19 protein-coding genes and 1 pseudogene are annotated in these 23,023 nt (G+C 59.8%); 12 read left to right on the top strand and 8 right to left on the bottom strand.

The genetic code is table 11. The annotated features are described in order from the left end of the window. The first annotated feature begins 23 nt into the window (after positions 1 to 23). The 3 genes from M3P88_RS07340 (at position 24) to M3P88_RS07330 (ending at position 2,970) form a co-directional block, all read left to right on the top strand. Positions 24 to 578: a thymidine kinase gene (locus tag M3P88_RS07340; RefSeq protein ID WP_249615388.1), complete on the top strand. Its 555-nt coding sequence runs from the start codon at positions 24 to 26 to the stop codon at positions 576 to 578. A gap of 117 nt (positions 579 to 695) precedes the next feature. Beyond that, on the top strand, positions 696 to 1,847 hold the full coding sequence (locus tag M3P88_RS07335; RefSeq protein ID WP_249615387.1) for a methyltransferase: 1,152 nt from the start codon (positions 696 to 698) through the stop codon (positions 1,845 to 1,847). Positions 1,848 to 1,935: 88 nt separating this feature from the next. Next, positions 1,936 to 2,970 carry an aminopeptidase gene (locus M3P88_RS07330; protein ID WP_249615386.1) on the top strand — a complete coding sequence of 345 codons (1,035 nt, stop codon included), beginning with the start codon at positions 1,936 to 1,938 and terminating at the stop codon, positions 2,968 to 2,970. Between the two features lie 131 nt (positions 2,971 to 3,101). On the opposite strand, the pseudogene M3P88_RS07325 reads toward M3P88_RS07330, so the two are convergent. After that, positions 3,102 to 3,317: pseudogene (locus M3P88_RS07325) on the bottom strand (phage integrase N-terminal SAM-like domain-containing protein); the annotation flags it as partial. 253 nt (positions 3,318 to 3,570) lie between these two features. On the opposite strand from M3P88_RS07325, the gene M3P88_RS07320 reads away from it, so the two are divergent. From M3P88_RS07320 to M3P88_RS07310, 3 genes are all read left to right on the top strand, one after another. Then, complete coding sequence (locus M3P88_RS07320) at positions 3,571 to 3,972, top strand: hypothetical protein (protein ID WP_249615385.1); 402 nt, start codon at positions 3,571 to 3,573, stop codon at positions 3,970 to 3,972. A gap of 165 nt (positions 3,973 to 4,137) precedes the next feature. Continuing rightward, on the top strand, positions 4,138 to 4,869 hold the full coding sequence (locus M3P88_RS07315; protein WP_249615384.1) for an SAM domain-containing protein: 732 nt from the start codon (positions 4,138 to 4,140) through the stop codon (positions 4,867 to 4,869). Between the two features lie 59 nt (positions 4,870 to 4,928). After that, positions 4,929 to 5,420 carry a tetratricopeptide repeat protein gene (locus M3P88_RS07310; RefSeq protein WP_249615383.1) on the top strand — a complete coding sequence of 164 codons (492 nt, stop codon included), beginning with the start codon at positions 4,929 to 4,931 and terminating at the stop codon, positions 5,418 to 5,420. Positions 5,421 to 5,587: 167 nt separating this feature from the next. Here M3P88_RS07310 and M3P88_RS07305 read toward each other — a convergent pair whose 3' ends face one another. Beyond that, positions 5,588 to 6,238: a GntR family transcriptional regulator gene (locus M3P88_RS07305; RefSeq protein WP_249615382.1), complete on the bottom strand. Its 651-nt coding sequence runs from the start codon at positions 6,236 to 6,238 to the stop codon at positions 5,588 to 5,590. Between the two features lie 170 nt (positions 6,239 to 6,408). On the opposite strand from M3P88_RS07305, the gene M3P88_RS07300 reads away from it, so the two are divergent. Genes M3P88_RS07300 through M3P88_RS07290 form a run of 3 tightly spaced genes read left to right on the top strand, consistent with a single transcriptional unit; the run spans position 6,409 to position 9,924 of the window. Continuing rightward, complete coding sequence (locus tag M3P88_RS07300; RefSeq protein ID WP_249615381.1) at positions 6,409 to 7,746, top strand: glutamine synthetase family protein; 1,338 nt, start codon at positions 6,409 to 6,411, stop codon at positions 7,744 to 7,746. Between the two features lie 29 nt (positions 7,747 to 7,775). After that, a complete protein-coding gene (locus M3P88_RS07295; protein ID WP_249615380.1) occupies positions 7,776 to 9,140 on the top strand; it encodes an aspartate aminotransferase family protein in 1,365 nt (454 codons plus the stop codon). A gap of 1 nt (position 9,141) precedes the next feature. Next, complete coding sequence (locus M3P88_RS07290; RefSeq protein ID WP_249615379.1) at positions 9,142 to 9,924, top strand: SDR family NAD(P)-dependent oxidoreductase; 783 nt, start codon at positions 9,142 to 9,144, stop codon at positions 9,922 to 9,924. A gap of 56 nt (positions 9,925 to 9,980) precedes the next feature. Here the strand turns inward: M3P88_RS07290 and M3P88_RS07285 are convergent, their stop codons facing one another. The 4 genes from M3P88_RS07285 to glnE all read right to left on the bottom strand — a co-directional run bounded on the left by M3P88_RS07285 (position 9,981) and on the right by glnE (position 14,593). Beyond that, positions 9,981 to 10,550, bottom strand: a complete 570-nt coding sequence (locus tag M3P88_RS07285) for a TetR/AcrR family transcriptional regulator (protein WP_249615378.1) — start codon at positions 10,548 to 10,550, stop codon at positions 9,981 to 9,983. Next, positions 10,540 to 11,580 carry a lipopolysaccharide heptosyltransferase II gene (gene waaF / locus M3P88_RS07280; RefSeq protein WP_249615377.1) on the bottom strand — a complete coding sequence of 347 codons (1,041 nt, stop codon included), beginning with the start codon at positions 11,578 to 11,580 and terminating at the stop codon, positions 10,540 to 10,542. Before waaF ends, M3P88_RS07285 begins: the two co-directional genes overlap by 11 nt. A gap of 60 nt (positions 11,581 to 11,640) precedes the next feature. Next, complete coding sequence (locus M3P88_RS07275) at positions 11,641 to 11,841, bottom strand: zinc-finger domain-containing protein (protein WP_249615376.1); 201 nt, start codon at positions 11,839 to 11,841, stop codon at positions 11,641 to 11,643. Positions 11,842 to 11,920: 79 nt separating this feature from the next. Next, positions 11,921 to 14,593: a bifunctional [glutamate--ammonia ligase]-adenylyl-L-tyrosine phosphorylase/[glutamate--ammonia-ligase] adenylyltransferase gene (gene glnE, locus M3P88_RS07270; protein ID WP_249615375.1), complete on the bottom strand. Its 2,673-nt coding sequence runs from the start codon at positions 14,591 to 14,593 to the stop codon at positions 11,921 to 11,923. Positions 14,594 to 14,621: 28 nt separating this feature from the next. Between glnE and M3P88_RS07265 the strand changes: the two genes are divergently transcribed. Genes M3P88_RS07265 through tldD form a run of 3 tightly spaced genes read left to right on the top strand, consistent with a single transcriptional unit; the run spans position 14,622 to position 20,796 of the window. Beyond that, positions 14,622 to 18,512, top strand: a complete 3,891-nt coding sequence (locus M3P88_RS07265; RefSeq protein WP_249615374.1) for a YhdP family protein — start codon at positions 14,622 to 14,624, stop codon at positions 18,510 to 18,512. A 14-nt stretch (positions 18,513 to 18,526) separates the two neighbouring features. Beyond that, positions 18,527 to 19,333 carry a carbon-nitrogen hydrolase family protein gene (locus M3P88_RS07260; protein WP_249615372.1) on the top strand — a complete coding sequence of 269 codons (807 nt, stop codon included), beginning with the start codon at positions 18,527 to 18,529 and terminating at the stop codon, positions 19,331 to 19,333. A gap of 11 nt (positions 19,334 to 19,344) precedes the next feature. Next, the gene (tldD, locus tag M3P88_RS07255; protein ID WP_249615371.1) at positions 19,345 to 20,796 is read left to right on the top strand and encodes a metalloprotease TldD; all 1,452 of its coding nucleotides are present in this window, start codon (positions 19,345 to 19,347) and stop codon (positions 20,794 to 20,796) included. Between the two features lie 76 nt (positions 20,797 to 20,872). Here tldD and M3P88_RS07250 read toward each other — a convergent pair whose 3' ends face one another. Next, the gene (locus M3P88_RS07250; RefSeq protein ID WP_249615370.1) at positions 20,873 to 21,262 is read right to left on the bottom strand and encodes a glutaredoxin family protein; all 390 of its coding nucleotides are present in this window, start codon (positions 21,260 to 21,262) and stop codon (positions 20,873 to 20,875) included. Between the two features lie 49 nt (positions 21,263 to 21,311). Continuing rightward, positions 21,312 to 22,808, bottom strand: coding sequence for a carboxypeptidase M32 (locus M3P88_RS07245; RefSeq protein ID WP_249615369.1), 1,497 nt, complete (start codon positions 22,806 to 22,808; stop codon positions 21,312 to 21,314). Positions 22,809 to 23,023 lie beyond the last annotated feature (215 nt).

The raw sequence follows: 23,023 nt of genomic DNA, 5'->3' as shown, positions 1-23,023 counted from the left end.
TTCGCGCCTTTTTCCCGTTTCCCATGGCCAAACTGTTTTTCCGTCATGCCGCAATGAATAGCGGCAAAAGCACACAGCTATTACAAATTGCGCACAATTACGAGGATCAGGGGCGGCGGGTGTGCCTGTTTACCGCCGCCATTGACGGGCGTTTCGGTGCCGGGCAGATCGCGTCCCGCTTGGGTGTGTCGCGCAGTGCGGCGGTGTTTGACGCCAACACCCGTTTTGATGTGCAACAGGTCGGAGCCGTCGATTGCGTACTGATAGACGAAGCCCAGTTTCTGGCTGCGGATCAGGTGCGCCAGCTGCACCGTCTGGCCCATGTCCATGATATTCCGGTGATCGCCTTCGGCCTGCGTTCGGATTTTCTCGGCGAACCCTTTCCCGGCGCCGCCTGGTTATTGGCGCTGGCCGAAGACATCGAAGAAATCAAGACCATCTGCCTGTGCGGACGCAAAGCCACCATGCATCTGCGCATCGACGCCAACGGCCAGCGCCTGAAACAAGGGCCGCAGGTGGAAATAGGCGATACCGGGCGTTACCGCTCGGTGTGCGCGCGCTGTTTTTATACCGGCTAAAACCCGGTAGCTGGCGCTGGCTTTGGCCTGCGCTTAGAATCCCCGCAACCCTGCGCCGGCCACGAGCCCTTGACCCGGCGCGGCTTTCCTTTTGAATTTATTGCCTGAACGAGACCCATGACCGACTCCATCACCCCCGGCACTGCTGCCGACTATCCGACTGTCCACTGGAACGAGGCAGGTGAAGAGCGTTCGGCGCGCTGGCGCTCGGAAGCCGGCCTGCCGCCGCCCAAGCGCGTGATGGTCGTCGACGACACCTTGAACGCCGATGCGGCCTACAAACTGGCCTGTGAAGGCACCACGCTACTGTGGCGTGGCGACTACCAGAATGCGCGCCAGCTTTTGCAAGCACTGGTGCGCCGGGTCGAGCGCAAGCCGGCCAAGCGCGCGGCGACGGCCAGCGAGGCGTTTCATCTGCATCGCCAGGCGCAGGGGCGCCGGGCGCGGATATTGTCCATGCTGCTACTGCCGCTGGATGCGGCTTATCACATCCCCTTGCGCCGGGCGCCGGACGTCGTGGCGGCCTGTACCGAGGCGTATGGCGAGGCCGGGGCTGCGTCGCTGGTTTCGCTACGCGAACTGTTGGGCCTGATCGGCGCGCATGAGTGGCGCAAGAAGGGAGTGGAGGTCAAGGCGCTGGGTGCGCGCATCCATCCGCATTACGGCGTGTTTGCCCCGATACGCGGCGAGTATGTCGATCTGGTCGCCAAGGCACCCTTGCCGGACACGACGCGGGCTTTCGATATTGGTACCGGCAGCGGCGTCTTGGCCGCCGTATTGGCCAGGCGCGGTGTCACGCAAGTCGTTGCCACCGATCAGGATGCGCGGGCGCTGGCTTGTGCCGCAGAAAACCTGCAACGTCTGGGTCTGGATGCGCAAGTGACGCTACAGCAGGCCGATCTGTTTCCCGAAGGGCAAGCGGCCCTGATTGTCTGCAACCCGCCATGGTTGCCGGCCAAGCCCACCTCGCCGGTGGAATACGCAGTCTATGACCCGGACAGCCGCATGTTGCGCGGTTTTCTGCAGGCGCTGGCGCCACACCTGACAGCCAAGGGCGAGGGCTGGCTGATTATGTCGGATCTGGCCGAGCACTTGGGTCTGCGTAGCCGCGACGCATTGCTGGGCTGGATAGCCGACGCCGGTTTGGTGGTGCTGGGCCGGCTGGATGTCAGGCCGACCCATAAAAAATCGCTGGAAGTCGTGGATGCGCTGCACGAGGCGCGCATGGCCGAGGTCACCAGCTTGTGGCGTTTGGGTCGCGCCGAATAGATAGGAGTTTGACGCAGGTCACAAGCTATCCATCTGCACTTCATTAGCATGTGATCATGTTGTTTATCCACTACCCAAGGAGTTTGCCATGCATCGTCCGCTATTCCGTCTTTCCGTTCTGGCCCTCGCGCTAGGTGTCTGCGGCTCTGCCATGGCGGCTACGCATGGTGAGGTCGCCGCACGCGAGATGCGCCATGTTGCCACTGCATTCAAGGGGCGCATGGCGGGCACAGAGACCGAGCAGGCCGCCGCGGCCTATCTGGCCAAAGCCTTCAAGCAGATGGGTTATCAGGTCAGCGAGCAGCCGTTTGCCACCTCGTTCGAGTATGAAAAAGCCGACAAGAGCAAGGTCAAGCGCGAACTCAAGTCGATTAACGTGATCGCGACCAAGCCGGGTGTGGATAGCAAGGTGGTGATTGTCGGTGCGCACTTCGATTCGCGCACACCGAAAAAAGACAGCGATATCGGCAAGATCGGCGGTCCCAAGCTGGAAGGGCTGGACGACAATGCGTCCGGCGTCGGCATGCTGCTCGAAATCGCCGACCAGCTCAAAAAAATCAAGACACAGCACACGATCAAGTTTGTCGCCTTTGGTGCCGAAGAGCTGGGACTACTGGGCTCCAAGGACTATGTGGCGCGTATGAGCGACAGCGACAAGCAAAACGTGATCGCGATGGTGAATATGGATAGCCTGATTACCGGCGACAAGATGTATTTCCATGCCGGCAAGGAAACGGTCGCCAAGGATGCCAAGGCCGGCTTCGTGCGTGACCGCGCGCTGGCCATTGCCAAGAAACTCGGTATCGCGGCAGATACCAACCCGGGCCTGGACAAAGAGTATCCGAAAGGAACAGGCTGCTGCTCCGATCAGGAAAGTTTCGACAAGGCCGGGATGGCGGTGCTGGCGGTGGAAGCCACCAACTGGGAAATCGGTGACAAGGACGGCTACGAGCAAACCACCAATAAGGCCATCAAGGATGGCATGAGCTGGCACCGCCCCGATGTGGACAATGTGAAGAATCTGGAAAGCATTTTCCCGCAGCGGGTCGAACAGCGCGCACGCGACTTTAGCCGCATCCTGACACCACTGGTGATCGAGCTTGCCGGTGGCAAGGCCAAATAAAGGCGAAAAAGCAGGGAAGGGCGCAAGCCCAAACCCGATCCCGCTGACAATCCCCCGCCAGCGGGCTTATGCCCTAATGGCACATCTTCAGGCGAGCGAGTCGCTAGACTCCCTTTAATACATACGAACTTTCAGGGCCGGAGGAAACTCCGGCCCTTTTCATGCAGCCAGGGCAAGTTCAGCATCAGCACATCACGATAGAGAAACAGCAGTGCAGACAATGCCTGATTTTGCGTGAATGCAGACACCTGGCCTTCAACGGCCAGATGGATGAGAAAACTACTGACCTCCGTAGCCCCCATCTCGCGAGGGTGCCGATGATGGTGAAAGCGCAAAAAACGCCGTACCCAATTTACGTATTACTGCTCGGTGCGCAGGCTGTCATGCCTGACTCGCAGCGTCTCGCGCAACACACCGAGCAAGCGTGGCACGGCAGACCCATCTGGCTGTGTACTTGCAGGCATAGGCAGCCCCAATCGCTTGCAAAACAATGATAGATGCCTTTATCATGCGTGGTTATACACACCAGACAAACCAAATATACACCTGCAAAGGTGTATATTCACGTTAGCTGCCATATGAAATAATGGGGCACGAAACATGGATTTAGAATTATCAAAATTAATTTTTCCTGCAATCGTAGGTCTGATTTCAGGAGCGCTGGGTTCCATTTTTGCTCCATGGGTACATTGGGGCATCGAAAAAAAGAAAATGGCAAGAAAAAATAGAGAAGAACTTATAAAAGAAGTTCGTCTTGTGTTGTCGAATGAGGAAATTGAATCATCAGCTTTTAGAAATCATGCGGTTTATTCAAGAATAAGACCATATATGTCAGAGAAAGCAAAGGAAGCTGTAGAAGGAGAATATTCTGGTTCAGGGCATATGATTTCAGAAGTAATTGTAATAGCAACTGGCTCAGGCCGTCATGACGGAGTTAATTCATTTAGAAATAGAGTATTAGATGAAATTTCAGAACTAGAGAAACAATGGGGTTTAATCTAGTGGCAGCTAACAAGTCGCTCAAGGTCGTTCCTCGCTTCGCTCGTCACTGGACAGTTACAAACGGCGCATGCTTCGCATTTTATGCGCCGTTTGTAACTGTCCCTTAGCTCAACGTTAGGTTTCATCGGACATATGCGGCATTTTTACGAGCAGGCTTTGCGAAACATGGAAAACACCGTCCATGATCTTGCGAGCCGAGTCCCCACACCTCAGCGAGTTCCGTTCAAGGATTCGTTCGTCTTTCGCCATATAGAAAGAACCATTCATCAAGCCATTGTTCAGAAGCTCGCAAGGATGGTCAGTACTTTACGCGCAGCTGAATTGCTGATGGAACACGGATACCTGCAAGAGCAGGCGGCACTCCAGCGGGTGCTGGATGAAATTCAGGAAGATGTGGTCTTCTTAGCTTTTGGCGCAATGGATGCTGAGTTGTCAGACCTTCACTCTGAGTACTTGGCTGCATTCTTTGAGGAGGAATTCGACAAGGAATCTGCGCTCGAATCCACGCAGAGAAGACCCATGATTCCCAGGAAAAAGATTCACGCGTACTTGTCGAGAGTGCCCGGGGCACCTAGCGACAAGAGCACGTCTGTTGAGGTTTCTCGAACTGTAAGCAAGGCTTACTCGGGATACGTTCACGCAGCCTCACCCCAAGTCATGGACATGTTCGGGGGAGATCCGCCGGTGTTCCATATGGGCGGAATGCGCGGAACGGAAAGGCAGGACGAGCATCGAGCCGATCTGTGGAACTATTTCTATCGAGGCACATCGGCCTTTGCATTCGCAGCCAAGGCTTTCGGAGACATGGATCTTTTCAACAAGAACTATGCGTGTGTGGTTCACCTCGAGGAATTGGCTGGGAAAGACTATGCATCAGAACGTCAGAATGAAACCTAACCAGTCGCTCGAGCCGACTCGCGTCTCAGCTTCAACGTTAGACAGCACAGGACAACACCATGACACTTCAGGAAGCACGAGAACTCCGCACGTCGGGCAAGCACAAGGAGGCTCGTGAGCTCCTGCTTGCTCTTGCGCACAAGCACCCGGACGATGTGGTCGTCCAATACGAGACCGCCTGCGTACATGACTTCCTCGGTCTCGAAGCTGAGGCAGTGCCCTTCTACAAGGCCGCCTTGGGCGGAGAGCTTCCCGCTCCGCTCAGGCGCGGTGCGTACACGGGCCTGGGAAGTACCTACCGCACGCTTGGGCGGTTCAGCGACGCACGCGACACACTTGAGCAAGGGCTGGCAGAGTTCCCACAGGCCAATGAGATGCGCACCTTCTTGGCCATGGCCTACTACAACCTCGGTGAGCCGAAGCTTGCGATTGAGAGCCTCCTTCAGCTATTGGCGGCCACCACGAACGACGCGGATTTGAAGGCGTATGCGCGCGCCATCGAGTTTTACGCCCAAGATATCGACCGCGTTTGGCCCAGCGGTGCGGCCTAACATGCCGTTACGCGCCGGTTAGCTCTACGTTCGGCCTCACTATGACCCAGACCATTTCAAGCCTTGAGGGCTTCGGTGTATGACCTCCAATGGAGGTGTCCATTTTTAACCGCCTACATCAAGGTGGCTGACGACTAAAGAGCGGGCAACTTCACGCAGCCGCTGCCTTAATCCTGACACAAGCCTCGCAGATAGGCGCCAGCCTGTCTCAGATCCTCCGCAATGGCGTGAGCCACGCCATCCGCATCGTTTTGCAGCAGCGCCGCCAGCAAGGCGCTGTGTGCAGCATTCATCGTCGCCCAGACCGCCGCATCCTGATGCAGGCGGTTGGAAATCGGGCCGACATAGAGCCAGACCGTTTCGATCAGCGTCATCAGCATGGGCGAACCCGCCGCCAGATAGAGCGTCAGGTGAAACGTCTCGTTGGCGTCCAGATACGCCTTGATATCCCCTTGCGCGATGGCCTCGTCCATCTGCCGCACCAGCGCCGCCAGCGCGGCTTTTGCATCATCATCCAGCTTTAACGCACCTTGGCGCGCCGCTTCGCCCTCCAGCAGGATACGGGTCGCGAGGATATCGTCAAATTCGGCCTTGCCCAGTTGCGGCACGCTGACGCCGCAATTGGGCACGTTGACCAGCGCCTTTTCCGCCACCAGCCGCTGCAAGGCGGTGCGTACCGCCATGCTGCCCATGCCCATTTCACGGGCCAGGGTATGGATTTTCAGGCGCTCGCCAGGCAACCAGCGGCCCAGCATCAGCCCCTGACGCAAGGTTTGGTAAGCCTGATCCTGCAAGGTAAAAGCAGCGTCGGTTTTCATGGTGAAAATCAGGAAGAGATAGCGGCGAGGATAGCAGAGCAGGCCATGTCTGCCAATATTTGATCAAATATTGACGGATACATTTGATCAAATCTATGATGCAGGCAAACAAGACCCGGCGTGACGGTCGCTGCAGCCATCGGCACCGGGTCAATAAACGGGAGCAAACCATGAATGAAGTGTTGAATGCCTTTATCCGCGAGCATGCGATCCACGAGATCGAGTGCGTCATTCCCGACATGACCGGCATGGCGCGCGGCAAGATCGTCCCCAAGAACCTGTTCTTGGCCGAAGACAGCATGAAAATGTCCAAGGCCGTGCTCACCATTACCGTGAACGGCGAGTTTGCCGACTTCGAGCGCCTGACCGGCCCGCATGACCCGGATATGGTGTGCGTGCCCGATGTTTCCACCATCCGCATGGTGCCGTGGGCGATGGAGCAGGTGGCAGTGGTGATTCATGACTGTGAAGACTTCGACGGCAAACCGGTCGGCCTGTCGCCGCGGGCGGTGCTGCGCAAGGTGCTGGCGCTTTATGCCGAGCGTGGCTGGCGCGCGGTGGTCGCGCCGGAGATGGAGTTTTACCTGATCGCGCAAAATAACAACTCGGACGAGCCCTTACGCCCGCCCACCGGCCGCGCCGGCCGCTCGGAAATCGGCCGCCAGAGTTTTTCCATTGATGCGGTCAACGACTTTGATCCGTTTTTTCAGGAACTGTCTACGTTTTGCGCGGCGGCACGGCTGAATGTCGAAACGCTGGTGCATGAAGTCGGTGCCTGCCAGATGGAAATCAACTTCAGCCATGGCGATGCGCTGGAGCTGGCCGATCAGGTGTTCCTGTTCAAGCGGGCGGTGCGCGAAACCGCCTACCGCCACAATATTTTCGCGACCTTCATGGCCAAACCCATGCAGGACGAGCCGGGCAGCGCGATGCACATCCATCAAAGCGTGGTGGATGCAAAGACCGGGCTCAATGTCTTCAGCCTGCCCGACGGCAGCGCCAGCGAACTGTTTTACCGCCACATCGGCGGCATGCAGCGCTATCTGCCAACGGTGATGCCGATGCTGGCCCCTTACGTCAACTCTTACCGCCGCCTGACCCGCCATGCCGCCGCGCCTATCAATGTGCGCTGGGGTTACGACAACCGGACTTGCGGCATCCGCGTGCCGCCTTCCGGCCCCGAGGCGCGGCGGGTGGAAAACCGCGTGCCCGGCGTGGACGTCAACCCCTATCTTGCCATGGCGGCTACGCTGGCCTGCGGCTATCTGGGCATGGTCAATGCGCTGGAGGCTTCGCCACCCATGGAAGGCAGCGCCTATACGCTGGATTACGAATTGCCGCGCAGTCTGGAAGACGCCATCGAGCTGATGCAAGACTGCAAAGAGCTGGGCGAGCTGCTCGGCCACGATTTTGTTTCAGCCTTTTGCGCGGTCAAGGGCAAGGAGTTCGAAACCTTTAATCGCGGCATTACCGCCTGGGAGCGCGAACACCTGCAATTGCACGTGTAAGCCGTCTGGCCTTTTCAAGGGGAAGAACAATGCAAGCTATCCGTTATGGCGTGAACTGGGCGCAGGCCCAGGCTTTATATCAGCGCGAACGCGCCGACTTTGCCGCCCGCCGCCCGCGCTCGCGCGCGCTGTCACAACAATCGGCCGAACACCTCTTGTTCGGCGTGCCGCTGCACTGGATGGACGACTGGTCGACGCCGTTCGCACTTTATGTCGAATCGGCCAAGGGCGCCGCTATCCGTGATGTGGACGGCTTTAGCTATACCGACTTCTGTCTGGGCGACACCGGCGCCATGTTCGGCCACGCACCGCAGGCGGTGGCCGACGCCGTCGCCGCACAGTGCGCCAAGGGCTTTACCACCATGCTGCCCTCGGCCGATGCAGCCTGGGTGGGTGGCGAGTTGAGCCGGCGCTTTGGCATGGAAAAATGGCAGTTTGCGCTAAGCGCCAGTGATGCCAACCGCTACGCCATCCGCTGGGCACGCGCCATCACCGGCCGCGACAAGATTCTGGTATTCAATGGCTGCTATCACGGCACGGTCGATGATGTCTTTGTCGATCTGGAGCACGGCCAGCCGGTGCAACGGGCCAGCCTTCTGGGGCAGGTCTATGATCTGACCTGCCACACGCGCGTGGTCGAATTCAATGATCTGGCAGCACTGGAGTCGGCGCTGGCACATGGCGATGTCGCCTGCGTGCTGGCCGAGCCGGCAATGACCAATATCGGCATGGTGTTGCCCAAGCCCGGTTTCTGGGAAGAGGCCCACGCCATCATCCGCCGCCATGGTGCCTTATTGCTGATGGACGAGACCCACACCATCAGCTCCGGCCCCGGCGGCTATGCCATGGCCGAAGGCATACCGGCCGATATGCTGGTGCTTGGCAAACCGGTGGCCGGTGGCGTGCCTTGCGCGGTATACGGCTTTTCAGCCGATATGGCCGCAAAAGCCGAGGCCGCCAAACGCGCGGCCCCGCCCGGACATTCGGGCATAGGCACCACCTTAAGCGCCAATATGCTGGCGCTCGCGGCCATGCGCGCCAACCTTGAACAGGTGATGACCGATGCCGCCTACGCGCATATGTTCCGCCTGGCCCGGATATTGGAAGAGGGCTTGCGAGCGGCGATTGCCCGCCATGACTTGCCGTGGTGTGTCACGCGCATCGGCGCACGCACCGAGTTTCAGTTCTGCCCGCACCCGCCACAAAACGGCAGCGAAGCCGAGGCCATTCTGGATGGCGAACTGGAGCATATCGTCCACCTTTACCTGCTCAACCGCGGCCTGCTGATTACGCCGTTCCACAATATGATGCTGGTGTGTCCGGACACGACAGAGGCGGATATCGCTCGTTTTGTCGACGTGTTTGACAACTTGCTGGCACAACTGAAAGGCTGATATGCACCCGCTGTTTTCATTGGCCGGCAAAACCGCCCTGATCAGCGGGGCCGGAAGTCGCGAAGGGATAGGCATGGCGGCGGCACGCGTACTGGCCGAACTGGGCGCGCGCGTCGTGCTGGTGTCCACCACCGGCCGCATTTTCGAACGCGTGTCAGAACTGAAAGCCGAGGGCCATGACGCACACGGCTTTGTCTGCAACCTGAGCGAGCGCGCCGCCGTTTGCCAACTGGCGGCCGCTATCGCTGTGACCTTGGGCACGGTCGATATTCTGGTCAACAACGCAGGCATGACCCAGTTAGGCGCAAGCGAAAGCTTTGCCCTGTTTCACGAGTGTGAAGACGCGGACTGGGACACGGCCATCGAGCGCAATCTGGGCACCTGTTACAACGCCACACGCGCCTTTTTGCCAGCCATGGTGGCACAAGGCTGGGGGCGGGTGGTCAATGTCAGCAGCGTCACCGGCCCCCTGGTCAGCAATCCGGGCGAGGCTGCGTATAGTGCAGCGAAAGCGGCGATGGTCGGCATGAGCCGCAGCATCGCGCTGGATGTCGCGCGTTTTGGCGTCACGATCAATAACGTAGCACCGGGCTGGGTGGCGACCGCCTCGCAAAGTGCCAGCGAGCAGCAGGCATCACGCCATACGCCACTTGGCCGTGCCGGTACCCCGATGGAGATGGCCGGCATGATCGCTTTTCTGGCCAGCCCCGGCGCCAGCTATATCACCGGCCAGATGATGGTGATTGACGGGGGAAATTGCCTGCAGGAAAGCAAGGGCGCCTAAGCAAAGACGCGGGGAGGTGTTTGCAGATGGGCGCGCAAGACGCTACGCGTCTTTACTTAGTCGCGTAGCGCCAGCGCCATGATTTCGTCGGCCAGTTCGGCCACCGACAAACTACCTTCCTTGCGGTACCACTGCACACTCCAGTGCAGGCTACCCAGCAAGGTTCGGCGCAGCAAACGGGTATTGGCCTTAACCAGCCCGGCCGCTGCCGCCTCATCCAGCACTTGCTGCCATAAGGCTTCGTAACGGTCGCGCAAGACCACCAGACCCGGGCGGGCCGCTTCGGATACGCTGCGCCACTCGTAAAGCATCACTTCCAGCGCGGCCTGGTTTTCGCCAAGCAAAGAATGCAGGTGAACATGAAACAGCGCAGCAAGGCGTTGTTCGACATTCGCGGCCTGCGCCAGCGCCTCGCCCAGTTGCTCGGTGGTGCTGCTGATGCCCAGCGCCATCACCGCCACCAGAATCTCTTCTTTATTGCGAAAGTGATAAAACAGGCTGCCGGACTGCATGCCGGCGGCGGTGGCGATATCGCGCACCGTGCTGCGCTCGTAACCATGGTCGCGAAACAGGCGCGCGGCGATGCGCACCAGCTCCATGCGCCGGCTATTGGGTTCAAGACTCATGCCTGTGCTCCGGTGCAAAGCGTTGCAACAGGGTTTGTGCCGCCTGCCACACCCGCTCCGGCTGCATTTTTTCCAGACAGTCGGTGTGCTGCAAGGGGCAGATGCGTTCGAAGCAGGGACTGCAATCGAGATTGAGCGAGACAATCGCCGCCTTGTCGGACAGCGGCGGGGTGAAGCCGGGGCTGGACGAGCCATATAGCGCCACCAGCGGCAAGCCTAGCGCCGCGGCGATATGCATCAGCCCCGAGTCGTTGCATACGGCCAGCGAAGCGAAGCCCATCAAGTCGATGGCTTCTTCCAGATTGGTCGCCCCGCACAGATTGATGGCGCTGCCACCGGCCTGCTCACTGATGGCCTGACCGATGTCGGCATCCTTGTTCGAGCCGAACAGCCAGACATTCCAGCCGGCATCGGCAAAGGCACGCGACAGGGCGGCAAAATGGCGCGCCGGCCAGCGTTTGGCCGGCCCGTATTCGGCCCCCGGACACATCACCACCACCGGCCGTGTCAGATCCAGATTCAGCCGTGTCGCCGTCGCTTGCCCTGCATCCTTGTTGACGCAAAGCTTGGGGTGGGCAATGGGCAAGACCGGGTCGACGCCCGGCGCTTCGGCCAGCGCGCAAAAGCGCGCAATCATCATCGGCAGGGCTTTTTCATCCAGCACGCGCATATCATTGACCAGACCGTAGCGCATTTCGCCAGTAAAGCCGGTGCGTTGCGGAATGCCCGCCATAAAGGGAATCAGGGCGGATTTGAGCGAGCCGGGCAGAATCACCGCCTGGTCGAATTTCTCCAGCGCCAAAGATCGCGCCGTGCGCCAGCGTTCACCCAGTTGCAACTGACCGTGACCGAAGGGGTTCAGGTGGGCGCGGCTCACCTCGGGCATGCGCGCCAGTAGCGGCAGCGTCCAGGCCGGGGCAAAAACATGCACCTCGGCACCGGGATTGCGTTCAAGCAGACGACGATAAAGTGGCTGTGCCATCACGCCGTCGCCAACCCACGAGGGGCCGATGACCAGAATTTTTTTCATGTTCGGGTAAGCAAAAAAGGTGCGTCGGACGCACCTTGAGGATCAGGCCGGTATCCAGGCTTAGTGGTGGGCGCTGACCGGACCTGTCAGTTGGTAATGGGTGCCGCAGTAAGGGCACAAGGCTTCACCACCGTTTTTGACGATGGGCAAAAAAACGCGCGGGTGAGCGTTCCACTTCACCATATCGGGCATGGGACATGCCAGCGGCAGGTCGGTAGCGGTCACTTCAATCACGCGGCGGGTATTTTCTGTCAGTTCCATAGCAGGGCTTCTTCTTCAGTGTTGTTTGTCTTGTTGCGGCGAGTATACCGTAAGGCGGCGTCTTGGGCCGCTTGTCGTTTCAGATGCTTTGGCCGAATACGGCCTGCCACAGGGTGCGCACCGCCTGATAGTCGCTGAGCAATTCGGCACTCAAGGGGACGCCGCCCTTGTCGTTGAGCCGTGCGGCGTGTTGCAGGCGACGGTAGTGGCGATAGGCATCCTGCGCCTTGCGTGCCAGCGCAGGGTCGATCAGTCCGGCTTCGGCCGCCACCGCCAATAGCGCAATGGTACCGGTATTGGCGGTTAGCGCAGGCAGGGCGTGGGCATGACCCAGAATCAGCGCCTGGATAATGAATTCGGCGTCGATAATGCCGCCGCGCGCATGCTTGATATCATCGTCACGCGCGGGGTGGGTCTCCAGCATGCGCTGGCGCATATCCACCACTTCCTGCTTCAGCACGGCAAGGTCGCGCGCTTGCATCAGTACATCGCACCGTATGCGGTCGAATGCCTCGCCAATCTCGGCATCACCGGCTACAAAGCGGGCCCGGGTCAGTGCCTGATGCTCCCATACCCAGGCTTGCTGTCTCTGGTAGCTGGCAAAGGCCGACACGGTACTCACCAACAGACCACTCTGGCCATTGGGGCGCAGGCGCAAATCGATGTCGTACAGCACGCCGGCACTGGTGGTACTGGTCAGCCAGGTTGACATCTTGCGGGCCAGGCGCGCATACAACTCGGGCGCATCCGGGTGGGTGTCGTCGTAGAGGAAGATAATATCGAGGTCGGAGGCGTAGCCCAGCTCCTTGCCGCCCAGTTTGCCGTAGCCCACGATGGCAAAACGCGGCGTCGCGGTATGGGCTTTGGCAATATCCAGCCAGGCATGGCGCAATGTTGCCGCCAGTACCAGATCGGCCAGGCGCGACAACTCGTCGGAGAGTGCTTCCAGCGTCCACATGCCGGCAATGTCCTGTGCGACCAGACGGAACACCTGTGCATGCTGAAAATGGCGCAAGGCATCCATCTTGCCTTCGGCGTCCCCCTCGCATGCGGCAAGCTGGCTTTCCAGCTGCACGGCCAGCTGCGGCCAGTCGGGGGTGGCATACAGCACGCGCGCGTCCAGCAACTCATCCAGCAAGATAGGGTGGCGCGTCAGATAGGCCGACACCCATGCGCTGGCCGAACACAGCGTAGCCAGCCGTTGCAGGGTCTGCGGGTATTCGCTCAATAGCGCAAGGTAGGATGCGCGCCGGCTGATGGCTTCAAGTAGCGCCAGAATGCGGATCAGGGTCGCGTCCGGCCCGGCTTGATGGCTGGCGACCTCGATCAGAGGCGGAATCAGCGCATTGAACTTGCGCTGGCTGCGCTCGGGCATTTGCAAATAACGCTGGCTGGAAGCAATAGCCGCCAGTTGGCGTGCGACGGCCTCCGCTTCGGTGTAACCCAGCGCGGCCAGACGTTCGGCGCTATGGCTTGCAGGTTCCAGAATGTCGCGCCACAAATCGGCCAGAGGATGGACTTGCGTGTCTTCGGTCGGCAGAAAAAACACCTGCTCGAAATGGCGGGTGACATGGCGGCGCTCGAGATTGAGCGCATTCATGAAAGCGTGCCAGTCGTTAAAGCCCATGCTGTGGGCGAGGCTGGCGCAGGCTTCGTCACTGCTGGGCAGGGTTTGAGTCTGCTGGTCGTCGGTGTATTGCAGATGGTGTTCAAGCTTGCGCAAGAAGGCATAAGCCTGCTGCAGCTCGTCAATGGCGCCATCCTCCATCAGGTGCAGCGCTTTGAGCTGTTTAAGCGTCGCCCGGGTGCCGCGCAGTTGCAGGCTCTTCTCCCGTCCGCCCCGTATCAGCTGAAAAACTTGGGCAATAAACTCGACTTCGCGTATACCGCCAGGGCCCAGCTTGATATTGGCTGCCATATCGCGCCGTGCCACTTCGCGCCGTATCTGGGCATGCAGTTCACGCATCGCGCCATAGGCACCGTAATCAAGATATTTGCGGTAGACAAAGGGACGCACCAGATCCCACAGGGCAGCGGCATCACCACTGAGCGCCCGCGCCTTGATCCAGGCATAGCGCTCCCATTCGCGCCCCTGAGTCAGCAGGTAGTTTTCCAGCGCGGCAAAACTCATGACCAGAGGGCCTGAGTCGCCATAAGGGCGCAGACGCATATCGACGCGGAACACCAGCCCATCGGGGCCAGGCTCGCTGATGATACGGATCAGCTGTTTGCCCAGACGGGTAAAGTACTCGTGATTGGACAGGCTGCGCGCGCCATTGGTGTCACCGTCTTCCGGATAGACAAAGATCAGATCGATATCGGACGAGACATTCAGTTCCTTGCCGCCAAGCTTACCCATGGCGATCACAATCAACTCTTGCGCCTCGCCACTTTCCTCGCCTATGGCTTCGCCGAAAGGGGCAAGGGCATGGCGCGCAGCGATCAGGCCGCGCTGCACGGCAAATTCGGCCAGCGTACTAATGGTGGAGACCACTTCTTCCAGTGGCGCGTGTCCGGCCAGATCACGGCAGATCAGCCGCGCCATCACCGCCTGGCGCAAATGGCGCAGCACCGGCATCAGGGCATCCGGTTCGATCAAAGCATCCCAATTGGCAAAGGCCTGCATTTGGGCCAAATCGAAGGGCAGATGCTGGTGTAAGGCAAGCTCTTCCAGCCTTTGCGGTCTAGCCTGAAACAGGCGCTCCAGATAAAAGCTGAAAGAGCGTGCATAGGCGATGTCAGTAACTGGCATAATACGGTTTCCAAACGATGACAAGATCGTGAAAGATAATTCTACCTCTCCCCAGCCCGAAACGGGCAAACACTGGCTTCTGCGTCTAGGGGGCATTCCGGTTCGGCGCACGCTGGTGTGGACGGCCCGCATTCTTGCGGCTGTTTTTGCCCTGTGGCTACTGATACTCGTAGCTTTAGTGCTGGCCTGGCAGTTCTGGCTTAAACCCAATTTGCCCCAGGTGCGCGATGATTTGGCGCGAGAAGCCTCGCATCTGATCGGACGCCAGGTTTCAATCAAGGGTCTGGCCACCCAATGGCAGGCACTGACCCCGACCGTCACCCTTAGCGGCTTTACCATTGCCAACCCGCTTGGCCGGCCGCTCAGTCTGGAGCAGGTGACGCTGACGCCATCCTGGTCTTCGCTCTGGCAGGGCTCGCTGCGTTTCTCCCAGATTCGTGTCAGCGGCGTCCAACTCAGCCTGTTGCGCCAGCGCAACGGCCATATCCTGTTAAACGGTTTTGACTTGTCGCAAGGGGATGGCAGCCAGAGTGACGGCGAACTGGGCAACTGGCTGTTGGCCCAGCCGGAAATTGCCATCAGCCGTACCGAGCTCAGATGGCGCGACGAGCTGGTCGATGTAGCCCCACTGATGGTCAAGGATGCCAATCTGGCACTTAGCCGTGGCCTGTTTGGTCACCGTCTGGTACTGGACGGGCGGCCGGACAGCCGTTTTCTCGGCAGTTTTCGCATCAGTGCCGACTGGCGCGGTGACGACATCAAAAGCTGGCGCACATGGCAGGGCAAGGCCACGCTGATGGCGCGTGACGGTGCTTTTGCCTGGTGGGAGCGCTACGCACCCAAGACGGCTTTGCTGCCCAAGGGCAAAGCCAACTTCAATGCCGCACTGACGTTCTCCGACGGGCATATCGATACGCTGGAAGCCGAGGGCTTGGTCGAACAGGCGGAACTGGCCGAACGCGCCGCTACACCGCTGGCCTTGCCGCGCATCGCGGGCCGGGTGAAATATCAGCGCGAGGGCGATGACCAGAACCGGCTCTTTGCCGACAAGCTGTTTTTGCAGACGCAAAAAGGCGCACTGTTCAGCGATAGCCGTATCGAAGCGAGCTGGTCGGATCAGGGCGGCGGCAAGGTCAGCGTCAGCCGCACCGATCTTGCCCCCTTGCTGCCCATTCTGATCGCTGCCGGCCTGATGCCGGAAAAGCCATGGCGCGAGGCGGCGCTGCATGGGGTGTTGAATGATGTTTCGGCCAGCTGGCAAGGCCGCGTGAAAAAGCCTACGGGCTTTAATGTCAGCGGGCAGTTCGATAATCTGGGCTGGCATACTTTCGGCGCTTTTCCCGGTGTCGCCGGCGGCTTTACCGGAAAAGTGGCCTTGAGTAAAACCGGAGGCGAGCTCTCGCTCAATGGCAAAGGGGTCAAGATTGACGCCCCCGAGCTGTTTGCCTACCCATGGCAGCTAAAACAGGCCAAAGGCACGCTGACATGGGCACGCACCGCCCAGGGCTTCTGGCAAGTCACCCTGCCGGGGTTTGATCTGGCTACGGAAGACTTTAGCGGCCAAGTGGATGGCACACTGCAAATTCACCCCGATGGCGCACTGCTTGCCGACTTGAAAGCGGCCGTGCCGGAAGTGCCGCTTATGCGTGTGGTGCGCTATTTGCCGGACAGTCTGGGCAAGGAAACCCTGTCGTGGCTACAGACATCTTTAAGCGCCGGAGAAGGGCGCGACGTTAAAGCCGTGCTAAAAGGCGACTTGCGTGATTTTCCCTTCCCCTATGGCAAGGGTGGCAGTTTTGATCTGAATGCCCGCCTCAAGCAGGCCGCCTTGCGCTTTGCCCCGGACTGGCCGGAAATCTCGGCCATCAATGGCAAGCTGGTGTTGAGCAACGACGGCGTGACGGTTACGGCAGACGATGCCGTGACCCAAGGCGCGCGCCTGTCGCAGGTCAAAGTCGAGCTGAAGGATTTGTATAGCGTACCTGCCGCCGTCGATATAGACGGGCAGGTCAGTGCACCGCTACAGAGCATGCTCGACTACAGCCAGGCCAGCCCGGTCAATGGCTATCTGGATGGTTTTCTGGCGGACATCAAGGCCGGCGGGCCCGCCAGCCTGGGGCTTAAAATCCGGGTGCCGCTGGATACCCCCGAGAAAACAGAAGTGGCAGGCAAACTGGTTTTCAATGGCAACCCCTTGCGCTTTACCGGCCTGCCCATACCCGCACTGGACACGGTCAACGGCACCTTGCTGTTCAGCGAGTACGGCGCGTCTACATCGGGTCTGACGCTATCGGCGCTGGGGCAGCGCATGCGCTTGCAGGGCGACACCAGCAAGCAGGGGCTGTCGCGCTTTAACGTGCAAGGCGATGCCGACATTCGCAAGGTGCTGGATTTTTACCTGCCGGTACTGGCACCCTTTGCCCGTGGCGTGACGCCGCTGGACATCGCTTTCAGTCTGCAAAATGGTGACTTGCTGAGTTTGCAGGCCAATAGTTCGCTGATAGGCGCCGCCCTGCAAGCGCCTGCACCGGCACATAAGACAACGCTGGAGCGCTGGCCGCTGAGCCTTGTGTTAAAGCCCGGCGCCCAAGGCAAAGGCGTGCAGATAGACTGGGCGCTGACTGGCCATGCCGCAGGCCGGGCCGTACTGACCCGTGATGGCGACTTGCATGCCGCCAGTGTCGGTGTCGGCACCAAAGCGCCGGCCTTGCCGGCGCAAGGTCTGGCGCTGGCGCTCTCAGCCGCACAACTGGATGCGGATCAATGGCTGGCAGCACTGGCGGCACCGCAGGCTAGCCCCGGCGCGTCGAATCACATGCCACCCTGGCCGCTGTTTTTCAGCCTGAGTACACCGCAACTGACGCTGGACGGACGGCCATGGGGGGCGCTCGCCCTGAGCGGCCAGACTAACGGCAAAACGGCACGGGCGAGCGTACAAAACCGCTACCTTGCCGGTTCGGCCAGCTATTTGCCGGATACCCGCACCGTGAATGCACAGCTTGAATATCTCAAGTTACCCCTGCCGGAAACCATACCGGCTCCGCCTTCAGCGCTGCCCGCCCCCCGGGAGAACAGCGCCCCCCATGGCATGCATATCAATCTGGATGCCGCGAGCCTGCAATACCGCGCACGGGATCTGGGGCGGCTGACAGCAAAAATCAATAGCGGCAAGGGATATTGGCAACTGGACAAGGTTGCGCTCACTTCAGCCGATGGCAGCTTGCAAATCAGCGGGGTGGATGCGCTGGGCGGTTCGCGCACGGCGATCAGGCTGGCGTTTAATTCTGGCAATCTGGGTGCCTTGCTTGGCCGTTTCGGTTTTCCCGGCGCGATACTGGGCGGATCGGGTTCTTTAAGCGGGGCGCTGTCTTGGCCGGGCAAACTGACGCAGTTTAACGAAGAAAAAATATCCGGCTCGCTTAGCCTGGATGTCAAAGACGGCCGTTTTGCCAGTGTCGACTCGCAAGCCGCACGCCTGCTAAGCGTTTTGTCGCTGCAATCGGTTGCGCGCTTGCTGCAGCTGGATTTTGCCGCGGTATTTGGCAAGGGCTTCGCCTTTGACCGCATTCATGGCAATGTGGCCGTAATCAACGGCATTTTCGAGAGTAGCGCCATCAATCTGGACAGCACAGCGGCCAAAATCCTGCTGTCGGGACAGGTGGATCTGCCACGGGATAGCCAGTCTCTGGAGGTCACCGTCACGCCCAAACTGTCGCAAGGCGTGGCACTGGCCGCCGGGGCCGTTATGCTGAACCCGGTCGTGGGTCTGGCGACGCTGGCAGCCGAAACCGTGCTGGGCAACCCGATAGGCCGCTTGTTCTCATTCAGCTATAGCGTGAAAGGCTCGCTGAATGACCCGGTGGTCAAGCGGGTACAAACGCCGCTGCGTAAACCGAACACATCTAACTCCAACCCGTGACAAGGACCCGCGCTTTGCAAACATTCCGTGCTGCCGCCGTACAAATGGTGTCCGGCATCTCGGTTGCCGCCAATCTTGAACGTGCCCGCCATTGGGTGCAAAAAGCGGCAGCCGCCGGTGCAGTTTTAGTGGTGTTGCCCGAGTATTTCTGCCTGATGGGGCAAAACGAGCGCGACAAGCTTGCGCTGGCCGAACGACCCGGCAGCGGCCCCTTGCAAGATGCCTTGGCGAAGATGGCGCGCGACAACAGCGTGTGGTTATGTGCCGGCACGCTGCCTTTGCAATGCCCGGAGCCTGACAAAGTGTACAACAGCAGCCTGCTGTTCAGTCCCGAGGGGGTGCAGGTCGCGCGCTACGACAAGATTCATCTGTTCGGCTTTTCCGGCCTTGGCGAGCGTTATGCCGAGGCCGATACCATTGCGCCCGGCAGCCAGCCGCTGAAAGTCGCCACGCCACTGGCCGACGTCGCTTTCGGGATCTGTTACGATCTGCGTTTTCCCGAACAGTTTCGCATGCTGGCACCATTTGATCTTTTGCTGCTGCCGGCTGCATTTACCGCCATCACGGGCGAGGCGCACTGGGAAACCCTGCTGCGGGCGCGCGCCATCGAGAACCAGTGTTATCTGCTGGCATCCGCCCAGGGCGGGCTGCATGAAAATGGCCGGCGCACCCACGGCCACAGCATGATTATCGACCCCTGGGGCCGCATTCTGGCCGAATTGCCCGAAGGCGAGGGCCTGGTCGTGGCCGATATCGACCCCAAACTGATCCAGTCGGTGCGCAGCCGTTTGCCGGCGCTGGCGCACCGCACATTAGCCTGAGAGTGAACACCATGAATCAAACAACCCATCAGGCAGCCGATACGCTGCTGTTATCCCCCGGCGGAATCAGCGAATCCGTACTGGATGCCACTTTCGGGCGCATGCAAGGCCATGGCGTCGACTATGCCGACCTGTATTTCCAGTACACCCGTAACGAGGCATGGAGCCTGGAAGAAGGCATCGTCAAAGCCGGCAGTTTCAGCATCGACCAAGGGGTCGGGGTGCGTGCCGTCTGTGGCGAAAAGACCGCTTTTGCCTATGCCGATGAAATCAGCGCGACTTCGCTTGCGCGCGCGGCCGATACCGTACGCGCCATAGGCGCGGGGAGCGGGGAAGGGCAGATCAAGGTCGAGACGCCGCGCATCACGGCAGGCACGGCGCTTTATCCCGCCATCGATCCTTGCCACAGCCTGGAGGCTGCGGCCAAAGTCGAATTGCTGCATCGCATTGAGCGCATTGCCCGCGCCCGCGACCCGCGCATTATCCAGGTCATGGCCAGCGTCGCCTCCGAATACGATGTGATCTATCTTGCCCGCGCCGATGGCGTGCGCGCCGCCGATGTACGCCCCCTGTGCCGCGTATCGGTGATGGTGATTGTCGAAGAAAACGGCCGGCGCGAGCAGGCCGGTGCCGGTGGCGGCGGACGTTTTGATCTGACCTATTTTACCGACGAGATCGTAACCGGCTATGTCGAGCGCGCGGTCAGGGAAGCCACCACCAATCTGAAAGCGCAGGCCGCACCGGCAGGGCAAATGACGGTCGTGCTGGGCGCAGGCTGGCCCGGTGTCTTGCTGCATGAAGCCATTGGCCATGGCCTCGAGGGCGACTTTAACCGCAAAGGCACCTCGGCTTTCTCCGGGCGCATCGGCGAGCGGGTCGCCGCCAAGGGGGTGACCATCGTCGATGATGGTACGCTGGCCGGACGTCGCGGCTCGCTATCGGTCGATGACGAGGGTGAGCTGACACAATGCACCACCCTGATCGAAGACGGCATACTCAAGGGCTATATGCAGGACGCGATGAATGCGCGCCTGATGGGCATGGCGGCCACCGGCAACGGCCGGCGCGAATCCTATGCCCATATTCCGATGCCACGCATGACCAACACCTATATGCTGGCCGGCCAGCATAATCCCGAGGAAATCATCGCCTCGGTCAAAGATGGCTTGTATGCGGTGAATTTTGGCGGCGGCCAGGTCGACATTACCAGCGGCAAGTTCGTGTTTTCCGCCTCCGAAGCCTGGAAAATCGAAAACGGCAAACTGGCTTATCCGGTCAAGGGCGCAACGCTGATTGGCAACGGTCCCGACGTGCTGACCCAGGTCAGCATGATAGGCCACGATCTGGCGCTGGACACCGGCGTCGGCGTCTGCGGCAAGGAAGGACAGAGCGTACCGGTCGGGGTGGGCCAGCCAACCCTGCGTATCGATGGCGGACTGACCATAGGCGGCACCGGCAGCTGACAGGCGGGTGAACCGATAAATAGCCCGGCTCTATAGGAGCCCGGGCTATTTTTTTACCTGCACTGCGTGGCGTGGCTCAGGCCGCTTGTTTGGCGAAATCCGGATCAAAACGCTGTTCCAGATAGGCAATGATGGCCTTGGATTCATACAGCCAGCGTGTTTCTCCGCCTTCTTCTATACGCAAACACGGCACCTGAATCTTGCCGCCTTCACTTTGCAGGCGCGCGCGCGCCGCCGCATCGTTTTTGGCATCCAGCAGCGTGACTTTCAGGTTCAGCCGGTGCAGGGTGCGCCGCGTCTTGACGCAGAACGGGCAGGCGTGGAACTGGTAAAGCGCGAGCGACGCCGTGGCGGCATCCACATCGGCTTGCTCGGCCGGACTGCGTTTGAGTTTGCGCGGGCGGGTCAAAAAGTCGATGCCGACAATCAGCTGCCCCAGCCCCACGCGTAAAGCCTTGATGAACATGATGCGTTTCCCTTTATGTTTGCTTTGGCCGGCAGTTTACCCGAAGGGCTTATTGGCTGTCTGCCAGATAACGCTGTTCCAGATGCGCGCGCAGATAGGACGGGTTCAGTCCCTCGCCGCTGGCTTGCAGAATCAGCGCCGGTGTTTCCAGCAAGCTGCCCTGTTGCCAGATATGGCGGTCCAGCCAGTCTGTGATCGGTGCCAGATTGCCGCTGCGGATGTGGGCATCCAGTTCGGGGGTATCCCGGCGCAGGGTGGCGAAATACTGTGCGGCGTACATGGCGCCCAGCGTATAGCTGGGGAAGTAGCCAAAACTGCCGTCGGTCCAGTGAATATCCTGCAAACAGCCGTCGCGATAATTGCCGCGCGTGTCCAGACCCAGCGCCGCCTGCATTTTTTCATCCCATAGCGCCGGAATATCCTCGGCCTCGATGTCGCCGGCGATCAGCGCAGCCTCGATCTCGAAACGCAGGATGATGTGCGCCGGATAGGTCAACTCGTCGGCGTCGACGCGGATCAGCCCCGGTTTGACCCGGCTATAGAGCCGGGAAAGGTTGGCGCTATCCAGTGCGGCCTGATCACCCAGATGTTTTTTTACCAGCGGCGTGATCAGCTCGAGAAAAGCCGGGCTGCGTCCCAATTGCATTTCAAAGGCCAGGCTCTGGCTTTCGTGTACCCCCATCGAGCGCGCTTGCCCGACCGGCAAGTGAACCAAGTCGCGGGGCAGGTGCTGCTCGTAACAGGCATGGCCGGTTTCATGCACGATGCCCATCATGCTCTGCATAAAGTCGTCTTCGCGGTAGCGAGTGGTGATGCGCACATCCTCGGCAACCCCGCCGCAAAACGGATGCAGGGAAATGTCCAGTCGGCCTGCGTCAAAATCAAAACCCAGCAAATCCATGATTTCCAGCCCCAGCGCGCGCTGCGCGGCGATGGGAAAGGGGCCGCCAGGGCTTAGCGTGACTTCACCGGCCTGCTTGTCCATTACCTGGCGAATCAGGCCCGGTAACCAGCTCTTAACCTCTCCGAAGATGCGTGTGAGTTGCGCGCTATGCATGCCCGGCTCGAACTGCTCGAGTAGCGCGTCGTAAGGCGCAAGCCCGCTGGCCTCGGCCAGACGCTGTGCCTTTTCGCGCGCACATTCGACCACGGGGCGGAAGTTTTGCAAAAAGCCAGTCCAGTCGTTGGCAGCGCGCTGAGTGCGCCAGCCATGCTCGCAACGCGAGCCGGCGAGGCTAGCGGCTTCCACCAAACGCTCGGGCAACAAATTGGCCTGCTGCCATACCCGCTTCATTTCGCGCAGCGATGCACGCGTCGCCTGATCAACAGCTTCCGTCTCGGCATTGGCCAGCAGGCTTTTGAGGGCGGGGTCGGTCAGCGTGCGATGCATCAACACCTGCAACTCGGCCATGGCCGCGCCACGCGCCTCGTTACCCTTGGCCGGCATCATGGCGGCCTGATCCCAGCCGACTATCGCCGCCAGATGCTGGTAACGGTAAAGCCGGGTAAAGCTGGCCGCTAGCGCGGCATAAGACGAGTTGGGCATGAGAGCTCCGTTATAAAGATGAGTGGGCGTAATGCGCAGCAGCGATTTTAGCCGGCTCTTGACCTATAGATGTGCCGAGATGCACCCTGACCATGGTATGGGGTGCTGATTTTCCCCTGCAGGCGACTAAAGTTCCGATAAGTATAATTATCGGAAAAATATTATTCGCACGATTTTGTATTTCATGTATTACGTAATAATTTTACATGATAAAA

Origin of the sequence: Craterilacuibacter sp. RT1T, from assembly GCF_023502145.1 — a bacterium.
GTDB lineage: Bacteria > Pseudomonadota > Gammaproteobacteria > Burkholderiales > Chromobacteriaceae > Craterilacuibacter.
The sequence above is the reverse complement of the archived record's forward strand: the minus strand, read 5'-3'. Positions and strand labels throughout refer to the sequence as shown.

Coding starts and splice junctions, on each gene's coding strand:
- M3P88_RS07295 (WP_249615380.1), top strand. CDS start 7,776: ATGCAAGCTATCCGTTATGGCGTGAACTGGGCGCAGGCCCAGGCTTTA.
- M3P88_RS07285 (WP_249615378.1), bottom strand. CDS start 10,550: ATGAGTCTTGAACCCAATAGCCGGCGCATGGAGCTGGTGCGCATCGCC.
- waaF (WP_249615377.1), bottom strand. CDS start 11,580: ATGAAAAAAATTCTGGTCATCGGCCCCTCGTGGGTTGGCGACGGCGTG.
- tldD (WP_249615371.1), top strand. CDS start 19,345: ATGAATCAAACAACCCATCAGGCAGCCGATACGCTGCTGTTATCCCCC.
- M3P88_RS07310 (WP_249615383.1), top strand. CDS start 4,929: ATGACACTTCAGGAAGCACGAGAACTCCGCACGTCGGGCAAGCACAAG.
- M3P88_RS07250 (WP_249615370.1), bottom strand. CDS start 21,262: ATGTTCATCAAGGCTTTACGCGTGGGGCTGGGGCAGCTGATTGTCGGC.
- M3P88_RS07315 (WP_249615384.1), top strand. CDS start 4,138: ATGGAAAACACCGTCCATGATCTTGCGAGCCGAGTCCCCACACCTCAG.
- M3P88_RS07245 (WP_249615369.1), bottom strand. CDS start 22,808: ATGCCCAACTCGTCTTATGCCGCGCTAGCGGCCAGCTTTACCCGGCTT.
- M3P88_RS07330 (WP_249615386.1), top strand. CDS start 1,936: ATGCATCGTCCGCTATTCCGTCTTTCCGTTCTGGCCCTCGCGCTAGGT.
- M3P88_RS07340 (WP_249615388.1), top strand. CDS start 24: ATGGCCAAACTGTTTTTCCGTCATGCCGCAATGAATAGCGGCAAAAGC.
- M3P88_RS07275 (WP_249615376.1), bottom strand. CDS start 11,841: ATGGAACTGACAGAAAATACCCGCCGCGTGATTGAAGTGACCGCTACC.
- M3P88_RS07290 (WP_249615379.1), top strand. CDS start 9,142: ATGCACCCGCTGTTTTCATTGGCCGGCAAAACCGCCCTGATCAGCGGG.
- M3P88_RS07300 (WP_249615381.1), top strand. CDS start 6,409: ATGAATGAAGTGTTGAATGCCTTTATCCGCGAGCATGCGATCCACGAG.
- M3P88_RS07335 (WP_249615387.1), top strand. CDS start 696: ATGACCGACTCCATCACCCCCGGCACTGCTGCCGACTATCCGACTGTC.
- M3P88_RS07320 (WP_249615385.1), top strand. CDS start 3,571: ATGGATTTAGAATTATCAAAATTAATTTTTCCTGCAATCGTAGGTCTG.
- M3P88_RS07305 (WP_249615382.1), bottom strand. CDS start 6,238: ATGAAAACCGACGCTGCTTTTACCTTGCAGGATCAGGCTTACCAAACC.
- glnE (WP_249615375.1), bottom strand. CDS start 14,593: ATGCCAGTTACTGACATCGCCTATGCACGCTCTTTCAGCTTTTATCTG.